18 protein-coding genes and 1 other annotated feature (1 of these 19 only partly in view) are annotated in these 14,116 nt (G+C 35.4%); of the genes, 14 read left to right on the plus strand and 4 right to left on the minus strand.

What is annotated here, in order from left to right; all coding sequences use genetic code 11:
• Window positions 1–185: 185 nt before the first annotated feature.
• From ACZLO7_RS11770 to ACZLO7_RS11780, 3 genes are read left to right on the plus strand one after another with little or no spacing between them, the layout of a single operon-like run.
• Window positions 186–896, plus strand: a complete 711-nt coding sequence (locus tag ACZLO7_RS11770; RefSeq protein WP_464939334.1) for a cytochrome c biogenesis CcdA family protein — start codon at window positions 186–188, stop codon at window positions 894–896.
• A 60-nt stretch (window positions 897–956) separates the two neighbouring features.
• Window positions 957–1,319: a response regulator gene (locus ACZLO7_RS11775; RefSeq protein WP_464939335.1), complete on the plus strand. Its 363-nt coding sequence runs from the start codon at window positions 957–959 to the stop codon at window positions 1,317–1,319.
• A 22-nt stretch (window positions 1,320–1,341) separates the two neighbouring features.
• On the plus strand, window positions 1,342–1,833 hold the full coding sequence (locus tag ACZLO7_RS11780) for a CcdC family protein (RefSeq protein WP_464939336.1): 492 nt from the start codon (window positions 1,342–1,344) through the stop codon (window positions 1,831–1,833).
• A 49-nt stretch (window positions 1,834–1,882) separates the two neighbouring features.
• Here ACZLO7_RS11780 and ACZLO7_RS11785 read toward each other — a convergent pair whose 3' ends face one another.
• Window positions 1,883–2,311, minus strand: coding sequence for a DUF2621 domain-containing protein (locus ACZLO7_RS11785; RefSeq protein WP_051448632.1), 429 nt, complete (start codon window positions 2,309–2,311; stop codon window positions 1,883–1,885).
• Between the two features lie 116 nt (window positions 2,312–2,427).
• Here ACZLO7_RS11785 and ACZLO7_RS11790 point away from each other — a divergent pair, with 116 nt between their 5' ends.
• The 4 genes from ACZLO7_RS11790 to ACZLO7_RS11805 all read left to right on the plus strand — a co-directional run bounded on the left by ACZLO7_RS11790 (window position 2,428) and on the right by ACZLO7_RS11805 (window position 3,783).
• Window positions 2,428–2,649, plus strand: coding sequence for a DUF1659 domain-containing protein (locus ACZLO7_RS11790; RefSeq protein ID WP_464939337.1), 222 nt, complete (start codon window positions 2,428–2,430; stop codon window positions 2,647–2,649).
• 23 nt (window positions 2,650–2,672) lie between these two features.
• Window positions 2,673–2,894: a DUF2922 domain-containing protein gene (locus ACZLO7_RS11795; protein ID WP_464939338.1), complete on the plus strand. Its 222-nt coding sequence runs from the start codon at window positions 2,673–2,675 to the stop codon at window positions 2,892–2,894.
• A gap of 72 nt (window positions 2,895–2,966) precedes the next feature.
• Window positions 2,967–3,092 (plus strand): YvrJ family protein, encoded by a 126-nt coding sequence (locus tag ACZLO7_RS11800; RefSeq protein WP_464939339.1) that lies wholly within the window; start codon window positions 2,967–2,969, stop codon window positions 3,090–3,092.
• Between the two features lie 94 nt (window positions 3,093–3,186).
• Window positions 3,187–3,783 carry an SCO family protein gene (locus ACZLO7_RS11805; protein WP_464939340.1) on the plus strand — a complete coding sequence of 199 codons (597 nt, stop codon included), beginning with the start codon at window positions 3,187–3,189 and terminating at the stop codon, window positions 3,781–3,783.
• A gap of 44 nt (window positions 3,784–3,827) precedes the next feature.
• On the opposite strand, the gene mscL is transcribed toward ACZLO7_RS11805, so the two are convergent.
• Window positions 3,828–4,202, minus strand: a complete 375-nt coding sequence (gene mscL, locus ACZLO7_RS11810; protein WP_464939341.1) for a large conductance mechanosensitive channel protein MscL — start codon at window positions 4,200–4,202, stop codon at window positions 3,828–3,830.
• Window positions 4,203–4,402: 200 nt separating this feature from the next.
• On the opposite strand from mscL, the gene ACZLO7_RS11815 reads away from it, so the two are divergent.
• The 3 genes from ACZLO7_RS11815 (at window position 4,403) to ACZLO7_RS11825 (ending at window position 7,302) form a co-directional block, all read left to right on the plus strand.
• Window positions 4,403–5,842 (plus strand): MDR family MFS transporter, encoded by a 1,440-nt coding sequence (locus tag ACZLO7_RS11815; RefSeq protein WP_464939342.1) that lies wholly within the window; start codon window positions 4,403–4,405, stop codon window positions 5,840–5,842.
• Window positions 5,843–5,884: 42 nt separating this feature from the next.
• On the plus strand, window positions 5,885–6,580 hold the full coding sequence (locus ACZLO7_RS11820; protein WP_464939343.1) for a lytic transglycosylase domain-containing protein: 696 nt from the start codon (window positions 5,885–5,887) through the stop codon (window positions 6,578–6,580).
• Between the two features lie 161 nt (window positions 6,581–6,741).
• Entirely contained in the window at window positions 6,742–7,302 is a 561-nt protein-coding gene (locus ACZLO7_RS11825) for an ATP-binding protein (protein WP_464939344.1), read from the plus strand.
• A gap of 124 nt (window positions 7,303–7,426) precedes the next feature.
• Here ACZLO7_RS11825 and ACZLO7_RS11830 read toward each other — a convergent pair whose 3' ends face one another.
• Both ACZLO7_RS11830 and ACZLO7_RS11835 read right to left on the minus strand, forming a co-directional pair.
• Window positions 7,427–7,675: a GlsB/YeaQ/YmgE family stress response membrane protein gene (locus tag ACZLO7_RS11830; RefSeq protein ID WP_427752766.1), complete on the minus strand. Its 249-nt coding sequence runs from the start codon at window positions 7,673–7,675 to the stop codon at window positions 7,427–7,429.
• 64 nt (window positions 7,676–7,739) lie between these two features.
• Window positions 7,740–8,291 carry a cysteine hydrolase family protein gene (locus ACZLO7_RS11835; RefSeq protein WP_464939345.1) on the minus strand — a complete coding sequence of 184 codons (552 nt, stop codon included), beginning with the start codon at window positions 8,289–8,291 and terminating at the stop codon, window positions 7,740–7,742.
• 380 nt (window positions 8,292–8,671) lie between these two features.
• Between ACZLO7_RS11835 and ACZLO7_RS11840 the strand changes: the two genes are divergently transcribed.
• From ACZLO7_RS11840 to ilvD, 4 genes are all read left to right on the plus strand, one after another.
• Complete coding sequence (locus ACZLO7_RS11840; protein ID WP_464939346.1) at window positions 8,672–9,847, plus strand: alanine racemase; 1,176 nt, start codon at window positions 8,672–8,674, stop codon at window positions 9,845–9,847.
• The gene (locus ACZLO7_RS11845) at window positions 9,835–11,181 is read left to right on the plus strand and encodes an FAD-linked oxidoreductase, L-gulonolactone oxidase family (protein ID WP_464939347.1); all 1,347 of its coding nucleotides are present in this window, start codon (window positions 9,835–9,837) and stop codon (window positions 11,179–11,181) included. The genes ACZLO7_RS11840 and ACZLO7_RS11845 overlap by 13 nt, the downstream gene beginning before the upstream one ends.
• A 301-nt stretch (window positions 11,182–11,482) precedes the next feature.
• On the plus strand, window positions 11,483–12,382 hold the full coding sequence (gene ilvE / locus ACZLO7_RS11850) for a branched-chain-amino-acid transaminase (RefSeq protein WP_464939348.1): 900 nt from the start codon (window positions 11,483–11,485) through the stop codon (window positions 12,380–12,382).
• Between the two features lie 15 nt (window positions 12,383–12,397).
• The gene (gene ilvD / locus ACZLO7_RS11855) at window positions 12,398–14,065 is read left to right on the plus strand and encodes a dihydroxy-acid dehydratase (protein ID WP_464939349.1); all 1,668 of its coding nucleotides are present in this window, start codon (window positions 12,398–12,400) and stop codon (window positions 14,063–14,065) included.
• Between the two features lie 15 nt (window positions 14,066–14,080).
• Window positions 14,081–14,116 (plus strand) — a binding site (T-box leader) (it continues 212 nt past the right edge of the window).

Genomic DNA, 14,116 nt, shown 5'->3' on the forward strand with positions numbered 1-14,116 from the left:
GCGCCAAACCAAATCCCTATCTCAACCTAGTTTTATCACATAATTTCAGACTATATCCTATAGTAATAAGTGTCGCTATAATCATTGCATTATTTTGTCATGAAAAGTTCACAGACAAAAGAAAAGAATTTTGTTGAAAAGTTTGGTACGATGAGTACAGAAACTTTAAGGAGCGACAACAAAATATGAATACTGATTTAAACTATTTTTTAGCATTTGGTGCAGGTATTTTAAGTTTCATCTCACCTTGTACGTTGCCACTTTATCCAGCATTTCTTTCTTACATAACAGGCGTGTCATTTGACAAATTAAAAAATGACAAAGGAATGCTGCAAAAGACGGCTATTTTACACACATTGTTTTTCTTACTAGGATTTACAATGATATTCCTTATTCTAGGATTAACTACTTCTTATCTTTCAGGTTTCTTCTACCGATATGATGACTTGATTCGTCAAGTTGGTGGGATATTAATTGTTATTTTTGGATTAATGATTATTGGCGTATTTACACCGGACTTTTTAATGAAAGATCGCAAATTCCAATTTAAAAATAGACCAGCTGGATATATTGGTTCTTTCTTAATTGGTTTAGCGTTTGCAGCGGGTTGGACACCATGTACTGGTCCGATTTTAGGAGGTATACTTTCACTTGCTGGTACAAATCCTGGTTCAGGTATTTGGTATTTACTGACATATAGTCTTGGCTTCTCTATTCCATTTTTCCTTTTATCATTCTTTATGACAAGATTAAGTTTGATTCGTAACCATAGTCAGAAAATCGTTAAAGTCGGCGGGTACGTGATGATTGTTGTTGGTATTCTATTATACTTTAATGGCATGACGCTAATTATTCGTCTATTACAACCAATTTTCGGTGATTTTATCGGATTATAATTGGCTTAACAGACTTTTTAGTAGTATAGTATTTTTAGTTTCATATTAGGGGTTGAGTGTTTGACGAAGGTATTAGTAGTAGATGACACGATGTTCATGCGTCATGCGATTAAAACAATGTTAGCTGACTCAACTTATGAAGTTGTTGGCGAAGCTATTAATGGCAAGGAAGCAATAGAAAAGTATCGTGAATTATTGCCAGATGTCGTGACAATGGATGTAACAATGCCGGTTATGACGGGTTTAGATGCAACTAAAGTGATCATCGATGAATTTCCTGATGCGAAAATTATCATCATTAGTGCGTTAGGGCAGCAGAAGATGATTTTACAAGCACTCTCAATGGGTGCCAAAGATTTTATTACGAAACCTTTTGATCAGCAACGCTTAATGTCTACAATTGTAAAAGTAATGGAATATTAGTTATGTGAGGAGAGGGTCTATTATGTTGAGTTCAATTCCTTCTCAATATATGGTTATAGGCTCAACTGTCGCTGTTGTCTTTATGGGCATTATGGCGATGACTGTGAGAGCTAAATCGGCTAAAAAACCTGCGAGTGCAAAGAAAATCATAATCCCACCAATTGCGATGTCTACTGGTGCTTTAATGTTTTGCTTTGAATATTTCAGGGTACCATGGCCACAAGTGTTAGAAGCTATTTTGGTAGGAATCATCTTTTCAACTGTATTAATTGCTACATCGAAATTCCATATCGTGGAAAATGATATCTTTTTAAAACCGTCTAAAGCATTTTTCTTTATTTTAGCGGGTTTATTGATTGTCCGTACAGTTGCGAAAGTTTATCTAAGTGGTGCATTTCATTTAGGTGAACTTGGCGGTATGTTCTGGATTTTGGCATTTTCAATGATTGTTCCATGGCGAATTGCGATGTTAGTTCGGTATAAAAAGCTTGAAAAACAATTACATGCAAATTAAAAAAGGTTCTTCTCTGTATTGAATGGAGAAGAACCTTTTTCTTTATTACTTAATCAAGTAGATGTTCGTACGGTGTTGTATCTATTTTCATTTGTGTTAATTTCTTACGTAAAAATTTATGATCTCTTTTTGGAGAGGCGATAATATATCCTCTAATAATTAAATCAAATGAAATAGACGACGCTTTTTCCTCTAATGCCAACTCCCCAATTTTACCTGCTATTTTTTGCTTTGCAACAGGTCTAAATAAATCAGGAACAGGGCTTACAAGCTCAGTTAATAAAGCCTTAGAGTCGTCACCCCATAAATGGATTGTCTCACCAACATAATGTTCTTCCCAATCCATTGCAGATTTACCATCTTCTTTAGGCATCCTTTTTAAGAACTTACGGAACATAAAGAATCCGCCAATTGCCATTAAGCCAATGAATAATACTACCCAAATTAATATAAACCACAGAAACCAGCCAGTTAACAAACCTCTCACCTCTTCTATACTCTTATACCATTATAAAAGGAAGTTGTAAAAAATTCACCTGTTGTCTCCTTTTCTTTTAAAAAAATCTATTTAATTAGTGAGAGGGGGTGAACAGCATGGCAACATACAATTTTAATACCGCAACTCTACGCTTGACATTCGTAGTTGCTACAAATGACAAAGGAGAGCCAGTGGAAAAGAAGAAAACGTATAACAATGTTATCAAAGATGTACAAGCAGAAGCATTGGTAGCAGTATCAGATGCAATCGCAGGTCTAACAAGTAATAATGTGAACAAAATTGAGTTTAGCGAATTACAAGAAGTATTGAGAAACTAAATTAAAGATGGGAGGGGATACGAATGGCAAAAGTATTACAGCTACAATTTAAAACGGCAGGGAACAAAAATTATACGATTAACGTCGATGCACCAAAGGACTCACTGACCGAGCAAGAAATTAGCGATGCTATGGTAGCAATAATTGACAGTGCAGTGTTTTTAGTTCATGGCGAGCCTTTAGCAATGATTAAGGGTGCGCAAATAGTAGATCGCCAAGTGACTGAATTTCTAGTACAAGCATAATAAGGGGAGATTGTCTCGTCCGCCAACAATGCTGATGAGGCAATTTTTTCTATTTATAAAGGGGTGAATGAGATGGAGCAATGGTTGACGTTTATTCAGGAAGTGGGATTTCCAATTGTCGTATCATTTTACTTGATGCACCGTGTGGAGTCTAAACTGGAATCGATTCACGATGTGCTAGTCTCTTTGAAAATGTAAGCCTTCACAAATTCGTCAGAAACGAATGATACAGCCTTCTTGTATTATTGCATACTATTCGATAAGATTGTTTGTATGAAGGAGTGAATCAATCATGAAAAGAAGATATTTAACATTGCCTTTATTATTAATTATTACATTAGTATTATCTGCATGTGGCAATGGGAAATTTAAGGCGGAAACAGATTGGAAAATCGAACCGTTTGAATATACCAATCAGCACAATGAAAAAGTTTCGTTAGATTCTTTAAAAGGTAAACCTTGGTTAGGTATGTTCATTTTCACAAACTGTACAACTGTATGTCCGCCAATGACGATGAATATGACGGATATTCAGAAATCCTTCCAAGACAAAGGGTTAGAAGACTACAAAATTGTAGGATTTAGTGTTGACCCAGAAGTAGATAAGCCAAAGGTATTAAACAAATACTTGAGTAGCTATCCAGTTTCAGATGATTCTAAATGGGAATTTTTAACAGGTTATTCGCAAGATGAAATCACAGATTTTGCTCTGAAATCATTTAAAACATTGGTAAAAGATAACCCGGCAGATGGTCAAGTCATCCATGGAACAAGCTTTTTCTTAGTTGATCAAAACGGTGTTGTTGTTAAAAACTATAGCGGTGCACAAGATGTACCTTTTGATACAATTGCTGTCGATATGGAAACATTAATTGAAGATGGTAAATAAAAAACCGAGCGATTCTCTGAGAGTCGCTCGGTTTTCTGTTTATATTATGATTGCTTTTCTTTTAATAAATCGCGAATATCTTTTAATAATTCTTCAGTAGTAGGCGCTGGCGGTACTTCAACAACAACCTCTTCTTTTTTCTTCTTAAGACTCAATTTAGAAATGATTCGAATGAACATGAAAATTGAAAATGCAATGATAAAGAAATCAAGTGAACTTTGTATAAAGTTACCATATTTTATATCCTTGTAATGTAAGTCAGTAAATGACACTGTTCCAAGTAATAATGAGACAATTGGTGTAATAATATCATTTACTAACGAAGTTACGATTTTCCCGAAAGCTCCCCCTATTACAACCCCTACGGCTAAGTCAATAACATTGCCTTTTAAGGCGAATTTTTTAAAATCTTCCCACATGTATATGTACCTCCTTAATAGATGGGTAAACAAACTAAATGGTTGTTTTGTCCATTTTGAATAAAACCCATTTTTTCATAGTATCAAACCTCTTTATAAGAAACTAGGGAAAATTTACTCATATAGGTAATTTGTTGTTTTCGTGTTATAATATTTTATTTAGTAGGATTGTATATTTTTTTTTAGAATTGAGGTTTTTTATGAATAAAGTATTTATCGCCGTTTTACTTGCTACTGCGCTTGCAGCAATTGAAGGTACGATTGTCGCAACAGCAATTCCAAGTATTACTACCGATTTGTCGGGTGTTGAGTTAATTAGTTGGATTTATTCAGCTTATTTACTAACATCAGCTATTGCGACAATTATATTTGGTAAATTAGCCGACTTATTTGGTCGAAAAAAAATGATTATCATCGGTATTTCTATTTTTTTATTAGGCTCATTATTGTGTGGTCTAGCACAGTCGATGGAGCAGTTAATCATATTCAGAGCAATTCAAGGGATTGGTGCGGGTTCGATTTTACCGATCACGTTAACGATTGTAGGAGAATTATTTGATACTGAGAAAAAACGTGCAAAAGGCCAAGGTTGGATTAGTATGGTCTGGGGCGTTTCGGGTGTAGTAGGACCACTTGTTGGTGGGTTTATTGTGGACCAATTGACTTGGCACTATATTTTCTTATTAAATATACCGTTTGGTTTAGGCTCTATTTTTATGATTGCAAAATACTATGAGGATGAAGTAAAAGCGGAGAAGCGTAAAATTGATTATGCAGGAGCGCTATTCTTCTCAATAGGGATGATTGCATTACTCTATACGATTATCGAAGGCAGTAATACACAAAATTGGTTTGGCACTACCTCAATTATTTTATATGCAGTAGCAGCAATTGCACTTTTCATATTTGTTCGAGTAGAACTAAAGGCTGAAGAGCCGATTGTACCTCTATCATTATTCAGAAATCGTCGCTTAAATATAGTGAACGGTTTAACATTGTTCGTAATGGCGATTGTTATTAGTATCTCTGCCTACTTACCTATCTTTGCACAATCGGTTTTTGGCAAGAATGCAACTCAAGCTGGTTTAATGTTGACACCATTATCAGTTATGTGGACTGTCGGCGCAATTTTAGCGGGGAATTTGATAGGTCGTATAACAACTAAAACGATTATTCAGATTGGGACAGGTTTGTTATTAATTGCGACATTTATCTTAACGACTTTGTCTGCTGACTCAAATGAAATACTTGTTTACGTTGGAACAGGGATGCTAGGTATTGGTATGGGCTTTATAGCTCCAATGTTAATCATCGCTGTACAAACTTCTGCTGAAAGAGACCAACTGGGCACATCGATTGGTTTGAATTCTTTTATAAATACATTTAGTCAATCCGTAGGGGCAGCTATTTTCGGTATGTTGTTTAATCTAGCAACAAGCGAAAAATTAGCTAGTTTTGGCAAGGGTGACATCAATTTAAATGGTAATTTCGATACAAATATATTTTCTAGTGAAGAAATTGGCCAACTGGTCGATATTATAGCTAACGGCATTCGTGTCGTATATTCAGGTTCTTTTGCATTTGCGATTATCGCATTTGTGCTAGCGTTCTTCATCGCTAAAAAGAAACCCGTCCAATAGTCGATAATCTTACTTTATAATGTCATGATAGGTGTTTAGAGAATGGTAAATAAAAAGAAGCAACAATTGAATATGAAATTGAAGCTCTGGCTGATTATTTTACTAATCCCTGTATCGATTGCACTTTATACAACGACAATCATCATGTGGCAGCAGCTTAAAGAGTTGCCGATTATTAAACAACTTGGTGCTGAAGATATGAAAGATAAACCAGCATTTGATATAGAAATTCCAAATAAGTATATTCCAATTTATCAGAAGGCAGCTAAGAAATATAAAATTCCTTGGACGTTACTAGCTGCCCATCATCGTATTGAAACGAGATTCTCAACAATGAAAACTTTAGAATCACCTGTTGGGGCGGTAGGGCATATGCAATTTATGCCTTGTACTTTTGTTGGTTGGCAGCACCCTTCTTGTAAAAACCTTGGAAAGGGCAATATTAAGAAGAAGGAATTGACAGATCCTAAAACTATTAAAAGTTACGGTGGTTATGGTGTAGATGCTAATGATGATGGTTTAGCAGATCCATATAATATCGAAGATGCTATTTATAGTGCTGCCAATTATTTAGCTTCTAGTGGCGCAGCAGATGGTAATATAAAAAAAGCTGTTTATCATTATAATCATGATGACGAATATGTAGAGAATGTACTCTATTACTACAAACTCTATGATAAACATAAAAAAGAACTCATATTTAATAGTAGAATTGCACTACACTCTGATAAAAAGTAAGACATTGATAGATACTTGTAATATTAAATAATAAGGGTATATCACGAATCATATTGTGATGTACTTTTTTTGTATACAAATGTCTAGTGATTTATTGAAAAAGGAATTTTGAGCTAAATATAGAAATAGACATATAAATTATTATTTAGGGAGTGGAATTTATGAAATTTGTTCTGATATTTGGACCACAAGCAGTTGGCAAAATGACTGTAGGGCATGAACTAGAAAAAATAACTGATTTAAAACTATTTCATAATCATATGACTATTGAATTGGTTGATCCTTTTTTTAAATACGGTACTAAAGAAGGGAACAGATTAGTAAGTTTATTTCGACAGGAGATATTTGAGGAAGTAGCAAAAAGTGATTTGTATGGTTTAATTTTCACTTATGTATGGGCATTTGATCATCAAGCTGATTGGGATTATGTACATAAAATTTGTAATATTTTCGAATCAAAAGGTGGTATTGTTTACTTTGTAGAATTGGAGGCTGATTTAGCAGAAAGACTTGAGCGGAACAAAAGCCCTCACAGACTTGAAAATAAGCCTACAAAGAGAAATGTTGTGGAGTCTGAAATGGATTTAAAAAGAACAATAGAAAAGTACAGATTGAATTCAGTAGCAGGCGAAATTAAACAGGAAAACTACTTGAAAATAAACAATTTAACTTTAAGTGCTGGAGAAGTTGCGGAAATGGTTAAAGCAAAATTTCATCTATGAGAATACTCCACATGTGTTTTAGATGAAATACTTAGTATCATTTTATGAGGTAGTGGTATGTATAAGATAATAAAGGCTTGATCAAGCAAATTTAACTGCTTGATCAAGCCTTCTATTTTATAGGTTACTTGTTCATGCCTCTTAAAATTAAACTTGCTACGAAGACTAAAATCACGCCACCGATAATTGAAGGGAATACGTAGAAACCTTGAACTTCCCATCCCCATGAACCAAGCAATTTCCCACCAAGCCAAGAACCTAAAATCCCTGCAACCATATTACCTATGATTCCTCCGGGTATATCTTTACCTAAAATTAAACCAGCAACCCAGCCGATTAAACCACCTACGATTAAATATAAAATAATACTCATCTATGACCACTCCTTTAGATGTATATTATTCGTATTACCTTTAAGAAGTGATTTTAAACCTTAATTATGAAATTATCTTTGCACCAAGCGTGTTTTTGAAATGACGTAATGCCCAATTATGCCCGTTTTCGTCAAAGCTCGCAACACCATTTTCATAGATATACGTCTTGAAACCTTTGTTATATGCATCCACTGCAGTATGTAAGACACAAATGTCCGTGCAAACGCCGACTAAGTGAATTTCGCGAATGCCTCTTTCAGCTAAAAGTTGTTCTAAATTTGTCCCAGCAAATGAACTGTAGCGTGTTTTGTCTATCCATAACACGTTACTTTGTTTTTGATGTTTTTTGTAAATGTTTTGTAATGCTCCAAAGAGTTCTCTTCCGACAGTATTGCGAATATTATGAGGGGGGAACAATTTAGATTCTGGATGATACTTATCATTTGCTTCATGTAGATCACAAGCAAAAACAACGAACTCATCTTCTTTAATAAATAGTTCTGTGAGTGAAGCAATGGTTTGTTCTATTGCTTGCCCAGCTTCACCACAAGTTAATGCTCCGTCATTAGCTACAAAATCATTTGTATAATCGATTACTAATAAAGCTTTCTTCATATGAGAATAACCTCCAAACATGTCTTTACATATATCATTACATAGAGAGGTGGAATTGTCATATAAAACGTATAAGTCTGAATTTTTGCAAAATAAGCCGTTTATGATTATAATATGGAAAAAGAAGGGGGAAGTGCTTATGAATCAAACCTTAAAGAAGAATTTTAATAAACAAGGATTAATATTTGTGCTTATACACACAATTTTCTTCTTAAATCTTACATTGGATTTATGGGAGATTCGTTAGTCGCTGTCGAATTGAAATGCTTATGATTATTCTAATGTCCTTTTAGCCGGAAAAGTAAAACATCATTATTTAGATGGGTTTCTCGCTAAAAGGGCATTTTTTGTCATTTAATATATAGATAGGGTGTGAGGCAATGAAAACATTTGATCGAGCCTTTGAACATTTAGAGTGTCCGTTTGCGTGGATTGATCTAAACGCACTAGATGACAATATTGATTTTATCAATCAAAATTCAAATGGGAAGGACATTCGAATTGCGACAAAATCGATTCGTTCGAAATCACTCCTTACTTACATTGCTTCAAAGTTAAAGTCTTTTTCAGGATGGATGACATTTACTGCTGAAGAGACGTTGTTTTTGATAGATGAAGGGTTCAATCATTTTCTTATTGGTTATCCTATACTGGAAAGAGAGAGTACGAGAAAGCTTGTGTTTCATGTGAAAGAAGGTAAGGATATCACCTTTATGGTAGATGATGTGAGACAAATTCAATTTTTACAAGATATAGCAAGTGAATACGAAACGCCTTTACATATTTGTATCGATATCAATCTTTCGATGAAAACGCCCTTTATCTATTTCGGGACAAGGCGTTCATCGTTGCATTCTTTGCAGCAACTAACACAATTTCTATCACAATTATCTAAATTCCCCAATATTGTCGTTAAAGGCTTGATGGGATATGAAGCGCAAATTGCTGGAGTTATCGATAAACCACTTCAAAAATGGCAAGCGCCGATGATCAATTTATTGAAGAATAAATCGAAAAAGAAGTTAGCGGTTTTTCGTAAACAAGCTGTTGAAGAAATATTAAAACGCTATTCAACGTTAGAAATTATTAATGGTGGGGGTTCGGGTAGCCTACAATATACAGTGAATCAGGAAGAAGTGACAGAAGTAACAGTTGGTTCAGCGTTTTTTGCACCAGCGCTTTTTGATCACTATCATACGTTGCATTTACAACCAGCAGCAGGATTTACTTTACGCGTCACGAGAAATCCTGCATCGAATGTCGTTGTTTGTCATGGAGGGGGATATATTGCTTCAGGTGCGATAGGAAAGGACAAACAGCCAGTGCTTTATGACGAACATAAATATAGTTTTTATGATTTAGAAGGTGCAGGTGAAGTGCAAACTCCTCTTCAATTAAATGGTGGTCATCAAGTAAATATTGGAGATAAGATCTATTTTCGTCACGCCAAGGCAGGAGAGTTATGTGAGCGCTTTCTCCGCCTTGAAGCGAAACGAGAAGATCAATATATTGATAGTTTCGTTACTTATAGGGGGGAAGGGAAATGTTTTCTGTAAAAGATTGGATTGGTCAAAGAGAATGGATGAATTGGTCTGGCAATGTGGTTAGTAAACCTTCTAGATCCTTATTGCCACTTTCTACTGAACATCTTTCGGAAATTATAAAAAAGGTAAGTGAAAATGGTCAAACAATTCGCGTAACTGGTGCCGGCCATTCTTTTAGCCCAGTCGCTATGCCTGATGATATAGCGGTATCTTTACACAATATGCGAGGGTTAATCAATGTTGATCAGGCATCAGGAGAGGTAACGCTATGGGCAGGGACCTATTTATATGAGATTGGGCCAATGCTAAAGGAATACGGTTTAGCACTTCAGAACATGGGGGATATACAAGAGCAAACTATTGCTGGAGCAGTTTCAACAGGGACACATGGTACAGGTATTACACTTGGCTCTATTTCAAATCAAGTGATTGCTTGGGGTTTTGTAGATGGATTAGGACAGTATCATGAGCATAAAAGGGCAGATGATGAATTATCTAACTCCTTACATCTATCTCTAGGTTTGCTAGGAGTTCTTGTTCAGGTAACACTTCAAACAGTACCTTTATATAGCTTAAAATGCACTTCAACACAATCTTTATTACCAGTGGCACTACAGGATTGGTCACAGATGATAAGAGAAAATCGTCATTTAGAATGGTTTTACTTCCCAGGTAGTGAGAAAGTACAAGTGAAAATGATGAACATGGTACCAATCATAGAACAATCGAAATCATCTAAAGTTATTGAAAGTGTTAAAAACCAATTTGTGGAAAATGGTTTGTTTTATCTAATGTCAGAGATTTGTCGTAAACAGCCAAAAAGAACGGCACTTGTTAGTAAAATTTCTGCTTCAAGTGTGCCAAATGGTGTTAAAACTGGACTTAGCTATGAAATGTTCCCAACACCTCGTAATGTGAAATTTTTAGAATGTGAATATGCGATACCTATAGAACATTTTGAAGCTTGTATGGAAGAGATACATTATACGTTAAAATCACATCCATTCCGTGTGCACTTTCCGATTGAATGCAGGACGGCAACTGGTGAAATGGGCTACTTGAGTCCAACGGGGGGAGTAGAATCAGCATTTTTAGCATTCCATATGTATAAGGGAATGGATGAAAAACCTTATTTTAGATGGGTGCAACATCTTATGATAAAGTATAGTGGTCGACCTCATTTTGGAAAAGTAAACGGACTAACTGCTGAAAGAATGCTGGAATTGTATCCAAATTTGCCGAAATTTTTAGCGCAGCGTGAAAAAAGCGATCCAAATAACGTTTTCATGACAGCTTATTTTAAGACTTTATTTTCTAGTGTAGAGTGCAAAAGTATGATAATGTAATCCCTTTTATGCCTCATTCCATTTATTACATAACAATGGAATGAGGCTATTTTTGTGTCTAAATTATTTTAATTAATAAATTTTTCGAAAAATTTAAAATTTGTTCATTATTTAGCTAAAATCAAACTGAAAGGGAATGAAAACGCATACATAGATAATTAATTATTCCAAATTGATAAATAATTCAAAAAAATAAGGTTGACGTCGGTTCAAATACGTACTATGATAGCAACAATTTAAAAAAACGTTTGAGACAATATTCAAAAACGTGACCATGTTATTTAAAGAAAGAGTGATAAGTATGGGAGAACAGTTAATCTATCTTGATGGAGATTTTGTTAAAAAGGAAGATGCGAAAGTATCAGTTTATGACCATGGCTTTTTATATGGTGATGGTGTGTTTGAAGGAATTCGAGCATATAACGGAAATATCTTTCGTTTAGAGGAACATTTAATACGTCTCTATGAATCAGCAAAATCCATTTTACTAGAAATTCCATACTCAATTGAAGAAATGGCCGAAGTAGTGAAAGAAACCATTAAAGTAAACTCTCTACAAAGTGCATATATTCGTTTAATCATTTCACGTGGCATAGGTAATTTAGGAATAGATCCTAGAAGCTGTAAACGAGCGAGCGTAATTGTAATTGCTGAACCACTAGCTCTATTCCCTGCAGAACTTTACGAAACTGGTATTGAAATTGTATCAGCTTCAAGCCGTCGTAATCGCTCTGATGTATTAAGTCCAAAAACGAAAACATTAAACTATTTAAATAATATTCTAGTTAAAATCGAAGCTAACTTAGCAGGTGTCCCTGAAGCTTTAATGTTGAATGCTGAAGGTTATGTAGCGGAAGGTTCAAGCGATAATATATTTATCATTAAAGACAACAAATTAATCACACCTCCAGGTTTTATCGGAGCTTTAGAAGGCATTACACGAAATGCAATCTTAGAAGTTGCTGCGAATAAAGGATACGAAGCAATTGAGGGTGTATTTACTAGACATGATGTATATGTAGCTGATGAAGTTTTCTTAACAGGTACAGCTGTAGAAGTAATAGCTGTAGTAAAAGTAGATGGCCGTGTCATTGGCGACGGAACACCAGGGAAAGTGACAAATGACATCTTAGAAGGTTTCCGTGCAATAGTAGAACAAGATGGGGTAAAAGTTTACGATGAAAAAACTACAGTAGTGTAATAAGGGGCGTTAAAGATGAGAAGTGACATGATAAAAAAAGGAGTCGACCGTGCTCCGCATAGAAGTTTACTATATGCAACAGGTGTTAAAACAAAAGATTTAGATAAACCATTCATAGGCGTTTGTAATTCATATATTGATATTATTCCAGGTCATGTTCATCTTCAAAAGTTTGCTGAAGTAGTTAAAGAGGCGATTCGAGAAGCTGGTGGGATTCCATTCGAATTCAATACTATTGGTGTTGATGATGGGATTGCTATGGGACATATCGGAATGCGGTATTCACTACCAAGCCGTGAATTAATCGCAGATTCTGCTGAGACAGTTATTAATGCACACTGGTTTGATGGAGTATTCTACATACCAAACTGTGACAAAATCACTCCGGGTATGCTAATGGCAGCGGTTCGTACGAATGTACCTTCTGTGTTTGTATCAGGTGGTCCAATGGAAGCGGGTGTTTCATCTACAGGTGAGCAGCTTTCATTAACTTCTGTATTTGAAGGTGTTGGTGCTTATAAAAGCGGTCAAATGACAGCAGAGCAATTGAAAGACATTGAAGACAATGCATGCCCAACCTGTGGTTCATGCTCAGGGATGTTTACCGCTAACTCTATGAACTCTCTTATGGAAATGCTAGGAATGGCTTTACCAGGAAACGGTACAATCTTAGCAACTTCTGAAGCACGTCATCAATTGATCAAAGACGCTGCAAAACATTTAGTCCAAATGATCAAGGATGATGTAAAACCGCGCGATATCATTACGAAAGAAACTATCGATGATGCTTTTGCCCTTGATATGGCAATGGGAGGTTCAACTAATACCGTTTTACATACATTAGCAATCGCCCATGAAGCAGAAATTGATTACAACATAGAAGACATTAATAAGGTAGCTGAACGCGTACCATATTTATCGAAAATCATGCCAGCTTCAAACTATTCAATGCATGATGTTCATCTTGCAGGTGGTGTCAGCGCAATAGTCAATGAGCTTTGTAAAATTGATGGAGCAATTCATAAAGATCGTATTACTATAACAGGTAAAACAATTGCTGAAGATGTAGCAGGACATGAAATTACAAATACGGATGTCATACGTACAAAAGATAATCCATTTAGTCCTGTAGGTGGTTTATCAGTACTATTCGGTAACATTGCTCCTGAAGGCGCAGTAATTAAAGTAGGTGCTGTTGATCCTTCTATCAAAGATTTCATTGGTGAAGCTATTGTCTTCGACTCTCAAGAGGAAGCTCAAGAGAACATCGATAATGGTACAGTTCAAGCAGGTCATGTCGTAGTCATTCGTTATGAAGGACCAAAAGGCGGACCAGGAATGCCTGAAATGCTTGCACCAACATCCGCTATTATGGGACGTGGTCTAGGAAAAGAGGTTGCTCTTATTACAGATGGTCGTTTCTCAGGTGCTTCACGAGGTATCTCAATCGGGCATATCTCTCCAGAAGCTGCAGATGGTGGACCGATTGCATTAGTAGAAAATGGTGACACTATCTCTATTAATCTAACAAACCGCACAATAGAATTACAAGTATCCGCTGAAATTCTAATTGAAAGAAAGCAAAACTTAAAACCATTTGAACCAAAGATTAAAAAAGGGTACTTAGCAAGATATTCTAAGCTTGTAACGAGCGCTTCTACTGGTGGCGTAATGAAAATTTAGTTTAACAATTAAATAATAAAATCGTTGATGAGGTTAAAGGTTATAGATTTT

The organism is Viridibacillus sp. d25.2, assembly GCF_055456015.2.

Bases quoted from the DNA above. Each gene is read 5' to 3' on its own strand.
- ACZLO7_RS11815 (WP_464939342.1), top strand. From the start codon at position 4,403: ATGAATAAAGTATTTATCGCCGTTTTACTTGCTACTGCGCTTGCAGCA.
- ilvD (WP_464939349.1), top strand. From the start codon at position 12,398: ATGAGAAGTGACATGATAAAAAAAGGAGTCGACCGTGCTCCGCATAGA.
- ACZLO7_RS11790 (WP_464939337.1), top strand. From the start codon at position 2,428: ATGGCAACATACAATTTTAATACCGCAACTCTACGCTTGACATTCGTA.
- ACZLO7_RS11825 (WP_464939344.1), top strand. From the start codon at position 6,742: ATGAAATTTGTTCTGATATTTGGACCACAAGCAGTTGGCAAAATGACT.
- ACZLO7_RS11845 (WP_464939347.1), top strand. From the start codon at position 9,835: ATGTTTTCTGTAAAAGATTGGATTGGTCAAAGAGAATGGATGAATTGG.
- ACZLO7_RS11770 (WP_464939334.1), top strand. From the start codon at position 186: ATGAATACTGATTTAAACTATTTTTTAGCATTTGGTGCAGGTATTTTA.
- ACZLO7_RS11800 (WP_464939339.1), top strand. From the start codon at position 2,967: ATGGAGCAATGGTTGACGTTTATTCAGGAAGTGGGATTTCCAATTGTC.
- ACZLO7_RS11830 (WP_427752766.1), bottom strand. From the start codon at position 7,675: ATGAGTATTATTTTATATTTAATCGTAGGTGGTTTAATCGGCTGGGTT.
- ACZLO7_RS11820 (WP_464939343.1), top strand. From the start codon at position 5,885: ATGGTAAATAAAAAGAAGCAACAATTGAATATGAAATTGAAGCTCTGG.
- ACZLO7_RS11840 (WP_464939346.1), top strand. From the start codon at position 8,672: ATGAAAACATTTGATCGAGCCTTTGAACATTTAGAGTGTCCGTTTGCG.
- ACZLO7_RS11795 (WP_464939338.1), top strand. From the start codon at position 2,673: ATGGCAAAAGTATTACAGCTACAATTTAAAACGGCAGGGAACAAAAAT.
- ACZLO7_RS11805 (WP_464939340.1), top strand. From the start codon at position 3,187: ATGAAAAGAAGATATTTAACATTGCCTTTATTATTAATTATTACATTA.
- ACZLO7_RS11780 (WP_464939336.1), top strand. From the start codon at position 1,342: ATGTTGAGTTCAATTCCTTCTCAATATATGGTTATAGGCTCAACTGTC.
- ACZLO7_RS11835 (WP_464939345.1), bottom strand. From the start codon at position 8,291: ATGAAGAAAGCTTTATTAGTAATCGATTATACAAATGATTTTGTAGCT.
- ilvE (WP_464939348.1), top strand. From the start codon at position 11,483: ATGGGAGAACAGTTAATCTATCTTGATGGAGATTTTGTTAAAAAGGAA.
- mscL (WP_464939341.1), bottom strand. From the start codon at position 4,202: ATGTGGGAAGATTTTAAAAAATTCGCCTTAAAAGGCAATGTTATTGAC.